Origin of the sequence: Acinetobacter sp. V2, assembly GCF_001188385.1 — a bacterium.
Classification (GTDB): domain Bacteria; phylum Pseudomonadota; class Gammaproteobacteria; order Pseudomonadales; family Moraxellaceae; genus Acinetobacter; species Acinetobacter oleivorans.
The window spans coordinates 61,697-69,709 of sequence record NZ_JZFB01000002.1 but is presented as its reverse complement, the minus strand read 5'-3'; the positions used below and the strand labels follow the sequence as shown (position 1 = coordinate 69,709).

Sequence of the window (8,013 nt, the reverse complement as noted above, 5' to 3'; positions counted from 1 at the left end):
CGCTCAGGCTTAATGGGCGTTGTCGCTGATAGTGCTTTGCAGGCAGGTGGACAAGTCATTGGCGTGATTCCTCGTGCTTTGGTCGATCGTGAGTTAGCTCATCCGGGCTTAACCAAATTATATGTGGTCGAAAATATGCATGAGCGCAAAACCAAAATGGCGGATCTCTCCGATGGTTTTATTGCTTTACCTGGTGGTGCGGGTACATTGGAAGAAATCTTTGAACAATGGACGTGGGCGCAATTAGGTATTCATCAAAAGCCATGTGCTTTCTTAAATGTAGCTGGCTTTTATGAAGATTTACTTAAAATGATTCAAGGGACGGTAGATAATGGATTTAGCCAAGCACGGTTCGTTGATAAATTGATCGCATCAGACAAAATTGAAGATATTCTTCAACAATTTGAGCAATATCAGGCTCCTGCTCCAAAATGGACAAATGCAGATGTTCAACCATAAACGAGGTTAAATAAGTGAAAACAATTACGGTCGCTGCTGCAGTGATCTTGAATGAGCAAAATCAGTTGTTGCTCGTGAGGAAGCGTAATACTCATGCTTTTATGCAAGTGGGTGGTAAGCTGGAACCCAATGAGGCGCCAGAGATTACAATGCAGCGAGAAATTTTAGAAGAAGTTGGAAGTTCTTGTGTAATTGAACAATTTCTTGGTCGTTTCGAAACGGCAGCGGCGAATGAGCCAGACCATATTCTGGTCAGTCATTTATATCTTGTTCAGCTTGATCAGGCGCCTAAAATCGCAGCCGAAATTGCAGAAATGAAATGGGTTGATTTAAATGATTCAGAAACGCACCTTGCACCATTAACCCGTGAAATTGTTATTCCTTGGTGTGAGCAGCATTTGTCTACAGTTTAATCATTTTAACTGGTCAAAGTTGCCGCTAAACAAGCGGCATGGATAGATGTGCAGCCTAATTGTTTAAGTGCTTGACTGAGCGCATGAATAGAGCTTCCAGTGGTTATTACATCATCAATAATAAGAACACGGCGATAACGCCGTTTTTCTTCAGAAAGCGCAATAAATTGTTGCTCAATGTTCTCAAAGCGTTCAAGTCGAGAAAGCCCTTTTTGCGAATGTTCAGCAAGACGTTGTACTGGCTGCCAAACAGGTATTTTTAATTGTTTGCTTAAGATGTTTGCAAGTAACAATGACTGATTAAAACCACGTTCGATTAAACGTTGATTTGAAATAGGCATAGGTACGATAGCTTGTACCTTGGGAAATTTGAGTTGTTGTAAAATTTCACCTAACAAAATTTCATAATGTAATTTTTGTTCATATTTAAACTGCTGAATGATCCGGCTAACTGGATAAGCATAATCACAGGCCACAAGAACTGATTGATCATTGCGTTGAATTGTTTGTTTAAGCCAAGGTAAATCCTTCCAACAATCCTTACAGAGTGAATGTTTTTCTCGTACACCTGACTCACATAACAAACAAGGTGAGAGCAATTGAATAAGATGCTGTGGGTTTAATAAACTAAACATACGCGTAGCGAGGTGCTTCTGGAAGCCAACGTTTTAATAATGCATCTGCTTGTTCTGGATAATCTTTTAAGACTTGCTGAGCTACATAATGAGCTTGACTGAGTAAGTGGTCATCTCGCTCTAAACGAGCAACTCTAAACCCCATATCGCCAGTTTGTTTAGTACCTAGTAATTCACCCGGTCCGCGTAACTCAAGATCTTTTTCTGCGATCACAAAGCCATCATTGCTTTCTCTTAAAATAGAAAGTCTCTCTTGCCCATTTTGAGAAAGAGGCGTTTTATATAAAAGTACACAAAAGCTGGCCTGAGCACCACGACCTACGCGACCGCGTAACTGATGTAACTGAGAAAGTCCTAAGCGTTCAGCATTTTCAATGACCATAATAGAAGAGTTGGGAACATCTACCCCAACTTCAATGACCGTGGTTGCGATAAGAAGCTGTAACTCATTATTTTTGAACGCTTGCATGACCGACTGTTTTTCGTCAGCTTTCATTTTGCCATGCACTAAGCCAATGTTAAGTTCAGGAAAGCGTTCTTTCATTTCTTGGTAGGTGGCTTCGGCGGCTTGAGCATCTAAAGTCTCAGACTGCTCAACCAGTGTACACACCCAATATGCCTGTTTCCCATCTCTACAATTCGAAGCAATTCGTTGAAGTACTTCTTCACGACGATCAAGGGGAATCGTAACGGTTTGAATTGGAGTACGGCCTGGAGGTAACTCATCAATAATTGATGTATCTAAATCGCCATATGCACTCATTGCTAGTGTTCTTGGAATAGGAGTGGCTGTCATGACGAGTTGGTGCGGGGTGAATTGCTCAGCACCTTTATTACGTAAAGCTAAGCGTTGATCTACACCAAAACGATGTTGTTCATCAATAATCACTAGCCCTAATTTAGCGAAGCCAACAGTATCTTGGAATAAGGCATGTGTACCAACAATAAGTTCCGCGTGGCCTTCTTTAATCTGTTGTTCTGCTTGGGCACGGGCTTTGCCTTTTTGTTTGCCAGATAGCCAAGCAACGGTAATGCCTAATGGTTCAAACCAACGTTTAAAATTCAAATAGTGCTGTTCTGCAAGAATCTCGGTCGGGGCCATTAATGCAACTTGCCAATCGGCTTCTAAAGCATGGCAAGCCGCAACAGCAGCAACCAAAGTCTTTCCAGCCCCAACGTCACCTTGTACTAGGCGCAGCATAGGTTGGTTCTGCTTTAAGTCGTTCAAAATCTCTTTAGATACACGTTTTTGTGCATTGGTCATCTGAAAAGGTAAAGCTTCTAAAAGCTTTTTAGCTAATATTTTACTGCTTGAAAAAGCTGGAGATGCAATTTGACGAATATAAGCACGGCGATTAAGTAAACTAATTTGGTGTGCAACCAGTTCTTCAAAAATAAGTCGCTGTTGGGCTGGGTGTGAACCTTGAGCCAACTGGAGCATATTGGCATCAACAGGAGGCTCATGAATGTAATACAAAGCCTCTTTAAGCGCATAGCCATTAGTATATTTTTTTGGCAGCAGTTCTGGTAAGGCATCACTATGGTGCTTTAAAGCTTGTTTTACATATTCGCGCAGTTTGGGTTGAGTTAGCCCATCCGTACTTGGATAAATTGCTGTAAGCTGAGTTTTTGGTAGAGGTGTATGTTCATGAATGAGCTGAATTTCAGGATGATACATCTCAAGCCCGCGAGCGCCGACACGAACTTCACCAAAAATACGTAAGCGATGACCCGGTTTTATTTTGTCAGTCAGGTTTTTATAAATATGATAAAAGCGTAAGGTAACTTTACCGAATTCATCTTGAACCAAGGCTGCCATAGATTTTCTTTTTCCTGGAGGAAAATCAATTGATCTGACTTCACCTTCAAGTAAATAGCTCCGCCCAACCACAAGTTGATTCATTGCAATAATCGTGCTGCGGTCTTCATAATCACGTGGCAGATGAAACAGTAAATCATCTGTGGTAAAAATATTTAGTTTTTCGAGTAGGGCTGCTGAAGCCGATCCAACGCCTTGTAACTGATGGACTGAAGTCATGTCCCCTCAACGAGTTTTCTATGCATATATTATTTATCGGTTATGGTAAAACATCTCAGCGTGTTGCTAAACAACTATTTGAGAAAGAACATCAAATTACCACAATCAGCCGTAGTGTAAAAACGGATAGTTACGCAACACATCTTGTTCAAGATATCTTTAAACTTGATTTAAGTAAAATTGAACCTGTTGATGTCGTATATATTTTACTTTCTCCAAATGAGAGTACGGTTGAGGGCTACCAACATACTTATGTAGATAGTATTGAACCGATTCGAGATGCATTAAAAATACATCCAGTAAAAAAAATAATCGTAGTGTCGTCTACACGGGTATATGGTGAAAATGCAGGGGAGATCATTGATGATTTTAGTGAAATTAAGCCAAATGATGCACAAGGCCATATATTGCGTAATATGGAACGCCTTTGGCAAAAACACTATCAAGCACAATGTGTAATTGTTCGCCCAACTGGGATTTACGGAACCTCAGTTGCCCGTTTAAAGAAAATGGCTGAAAATAGTCAAAGTTATCCAAATATACATTATAGCAATCGAATACATATTGATGATTTAGCAAAGTTTTTGGCTTTTATGGCGGACTATGAAAATCATCAAGCCAGCTATATTGTGACTAATAACCAACCATTGCCTTTGCATGAAGTTATCGTGTGGTTCCAAAAACAATTGGGGTTACCCGAGTTAACTTTAGAATCAAACCAAACTTCAGGTAAACGAATTTATGCGAAACATTTGCCTGAAACGGGTTTTCAATTAGAGCATCCAATTTGCTTTAATGACTATTTATTATGTTTAAATGTTCATAGCACTAAATAAAATTTTGATTAAACTTTAAATAAGAACAGAAATACCTGATGAGGCAGTCAAATTGCCGATAAAGATAAAAAGTTTGAAAGTGAAAAAAATTTGTTTAGCTCTTATTTTGAGCGTAACAGCTGTTGCGAGTTGGGCCGAGGATCAGGTGTGGTGTGCATATGATCCGATTGGTTCCCAAGGGGATATTACACGTCGTTTAAATGACATTCGGTTATATGCTCAGCAGTATCAAGTCAAATTTAAAGTGGTGACCTATCAAAAAGAACAACAGGCCATACAAGCTTTTGATGATGGTAAATGTTCAGGTTTAGCAGCATCTAATTTTAATACTTATCGCTATAACCAATTTATGGGAAGCACTGCTGGTATCGGGCTTATTCCTAATAATCGTACCGCGAAAAGCTTATTACAGCTTTTGAATCATCCAACAGTCGAAAAAAGATTAATTTCTAAGGACTATGAAGCGGTAGGAATGATTCCTGTTGGTACGGCCTATATGGTCCTAAAAAATAAAAAAATCTCTAGAGTTGCTCAATTAAGAAATCAGCGTATTGGCGTGTTACCCAATAATCCACCACAACAGGCATTGGTACGTAGTGTAGGTGCTCAGCCAGTTTATGTTGATTTATCTAATGCGATTGTGCAATTTAAGCAAGACAAAATCGATATTGTTCCAGCTCCGATATATGGGTTATTACCATATAATTTACAAAAAGAATTTGGACCGGATGTCCAAGTCATTAACTTTCCTTTGGCATATTTTGGCGTTAATTTAATTATTAAGCCACAAGCTTATCCTGCTAATTTTGGTCGAAAAATTCGAGAATGGTTTGTTCAAAATAGTCAATTACTGACTAACCGCGCAACCCAGTGGGAAAATCATTTACCTGCTTATTATTGGGTAGATGTCTCTTTTTATGAAAAGCAAAGTTATGACGTGATGGTTGCCAAAATACGTAATCAGTACGTGCTTTCAGGTTATTACGATGCTTATTTTGTTCAACTTATGAAGCGTCTACGTTGTATGGATGATACACGCTATTTTGAATGTCCAATTCGCTAATAAAATAAAAGGCAACCGAAGTTGCCTTTTATTTTGAATAAAAATCTTAAGATTTTTTACGCTTTAAACGTCGTTTTGCTTGTTGAGAGGCCATAGCTTCAAGCGCATCTTTTAATTCTTCGTCGCTAAAGGTCGTGATGTGCTGCAACATTTGTAAGGTTACTTCATCAAGAACCAACTGTGCGCCAGCAGCCATTTGACGGAAATTATCATCAAACTCGATTTGGCCTTGGTCGTTGGTACGAATGTAATTTTGCTGTGTAAGTACTTTTAGGAAGCTTTGGAATAAAGCTTTGTCGAAGAACTCTGGCGAATTAAATTCATATAGAACTGACAAACGTTGTCCGAGTAAATGACTTAATTCTTCAACCTGTTTAGCAGAAATATTGCCTGAACCACGTTGAGTAATGAGAGCAAGCGTCATGTAGTAACGCTCAAGACTTTGCTTAACAGGCGTAGCTAAAACAACAAGCTGATTATGCTCTTCAGTGTTTGGTGCAGAGCTAATTAAATTACCTTCATCATCTTGCTGAATAAGGTTTGATTGAACCAATGCATTTGCATATTGCTCAATTTGTTCCTTAAGTTCGCTACTCTTCCATTTAAGGAATAACTCTGCTTTCAAGAATGGATACAGGGTGTAGATAACATTGGTTAAATCTGAACGGCTGATTTTTCCATTGTGCTCAACAAGTGATGCAACCAATGAAGGTAAAACAAAGGCATGCAAAATGTTATTACGGAAATAGGTTAGAAGAACAGCTTGGTTATCTTCAATCGCAATAATATCGCCGAGTGCATGCTGAACTCGTTTAATGAGTTTAAGCTTTAAACCATAAGCAATAATTTCTTTACCAGAAAGCGGCGTTACTTCCATACGTTGGTCATATGGGAAGTTAGATGCCAGATTGCGGTAAGCTTCAAGCTGCTTAATACAAATTTCTTCATCCAGCGTATGCTTTGGAGTTGCAAGCAAAATAATAGAAAGTAAAGAGACCGGGTTAATCACCACAGCTCGGTTAATATTTTCTAAAATTGCATGTGCAGAGCTATTTACGGCATCTGAAACCGCTTGAGGAATTGGGTCGTCATTTTTCTCGATAAAAACGTTTTCTGCATTATGTTGTTTAAGCAGATCATCAAGGAAAACAGGTTCACCAAAGTTCACGTGGACTTTACCGAAAATACGTTCAATTTTTCGTAAGGTTTTCACAATACCAAAAATTGATTCAGCTTCTTTCGGTTTACCTTGCATTTCGCCTACGTAGGTCGAGCCTTCCATCAGGCGTTCATAACCAATGTAGGTTGGTACAAATACAATTGGCTTTGTACGGCCACGTAAATGACTATGAACCGTCATAGCAAGCATGCCAGTCTTAGGCGGTAATAGGCGTCCTGTACGCGAACGTCCACCTTCAATAAAGTACTCAAGTGGCGTGTTACGTGACAAAATACTATATAAATATTCTTTAAATACGGTTGTATAAAGGCCATTACCACGGAAAGAGCGGCGAATAAAGAAGGCACCACCACCACGTAAAAGCTGACCAACGAAAGGCAAGTTTAGGTTATCACCCGCAGCAATATACGGAACCATAAGACCACGTCTATAAATCACATAAGACAATAATAAGTAGTCAATATGGCTGCGGTGGCAAGGTGTGTAAACCACTTCATAATCTTTTGCCAGTTCACGAACGGTACTGAAGTTATGTACATCTACGCCGTCATAAAGCTGGGTCCATAAGCGCGTTAAAGCAAGATCGGCAAAGCGGACTGCTGAATGTGAATAATCCGATACGATTTCATTGACATAACCAATCGCACGACGTTCAGCTTCGAGCATACTGACTTTCCCGCGAATACTTTCACGGCGTATTGCTTCTTGAACATCACGAGATTTCACAACCGACTGCATGACATTACGGCGATCCGATAAATCGGGCCCTAAGACTACTTCACGCTGACGATCTAAGTAATCATTTAACGTACTTACAATATAAGTGGCTGGTGAAAGATTCGGATAATGCTGTTGAGCGTATTCAACCAATTCACGTAGCGATTGTGGTTCATGAAACTCTAAGTAAGATTGGCGACCATGTAAGCCAATGTTGACCAATTGCTTAACGGTGCTTGGTGTAGCCCATGTATCTGAAAATAAAAGCTTAAACCAAGAATCTTCTTTATCTGGTGAGCGTCCCCATAGAACGGTAACTGGAACAAGCTCTATATCAAGTTCAGGATTTTCTTGTAAGACTTCAATCAGTTTTAGTAAGCGTGGTGGAAAAGCATGAGGAGGAGGATTCAGTAAATTATTTTCATCATTGTGCTGTAAAAATAAAACTGATGCTTTCTCCTGATGAGTGCCAACAACTAATGGGTCTAACGCAGGTTTTAAATTTAAACGACGCGTTTCCCCATCAACCACCAAAGCATTGCTTCGAGAGTGGTTTTGTAAGACATAGCACACCACTTTTTGGCGGTCAGTCTTTGCTTCTGTTTCTGTTGTTTCTGATACTGGTTCAGTAGGAACTTCCCCAAGAACATGTGGTGTTACCACGAGGTCAAG

The 8,013-nt window shown here is 39.7% G+C and carries 7 protein-coding genes; 4 read left to right on the top strand and 3 right to left on the bottom strand.

Translation table 11 applies throughout. From position 1 onward, the window contains the following. Together UC75_RS09120 and UC75_RS09115 are read left to right on the top strand one after the other, a co-directional pair. On the top strand, positions 1–459 hold a 459-nt coding region (locus UC75_RS09120), incomplete at its 5' end, for a TIGR00730 family Rossman fold protein (protein WP_228137239.1). Between the two features lie 14 nt (positions 460–473). After that, positions 474–872, top strand: coding sequence for an NUDIX hydrolase (locus UC75_RS09115; protein ID WP_005038468.1), 399 nt, complete (start codon positions 474–476; stop codon positions 870–872). A gap of 5 nt (positions 873–877) precedes the next feature. Here the strand turns inward: UC75_RS09115 and UC75_RS09110 are convergent, their stop codons facing one another. Next, on the bottom strand, positions 878–1,507 hold the full coding sequence (locus UC75_RS09110) for a ComF family protein (protein WP_049837390.1): 630 nt from the start codon (positions 1,505–1,507) through the stop codon (positions 878–880). Beyond that, on the bottom strand, positions 1,500–3,545 hold the full coding sequence (gene recG, locus UC75_RS09105) for an ATP-dependent DNA helicase RecG (protein WP_049837389.1): 2,046 nt from the start codon (positions 3,543–3,545) through the stop codon (positions 1,500–1,502). Before recG ends, UC75_RS09110 begins: the two co-directional genes overlap by 8 nt. Positions 3,546–3,565: 20 nt before the next feature. Between recG and UC75_RS09100 the strand changes: the two genes are divergently transcribed. Together UC75_RS09100 and UC75_RS09095 are read left to right on the top strand one after the other, a co-directional pair. Continuing rightward, complete coding sequence (locus tag UC75_RS09100) at positions 3,566–4,381, top strand: NAD(P)H-binding protein (protein ID WP_049837388.1); 816 nt, start codon at positions 3,566–3,568, stop codon at positions 4,379–4,381. Between the two features lie 79 nt (positions 4,382–4,460). After that, entirely contained in the window at positions 4,461–5,444 is a 984-nt protein-coding gene (locus UC75_RS09095) for a putative solute-binding protein (RefSeq protein WP_128825228.1), read from the top strand. 46 nt (positions 5,445–5,490) lie between these two features. Here UC75_RS09095 and plsB read toward each other — a convergent pair. Continuing rightward, positions 5,491–8,013, bottom strand: a 2,523-nt coding sequence (gene plsB, locus UC75_RS09090) for a glycerol-3-phosphate 1-O-acyltransferase PlsB (protein WP_212771771.1), incomplete at its 5' end; no start/stop codon positions are given.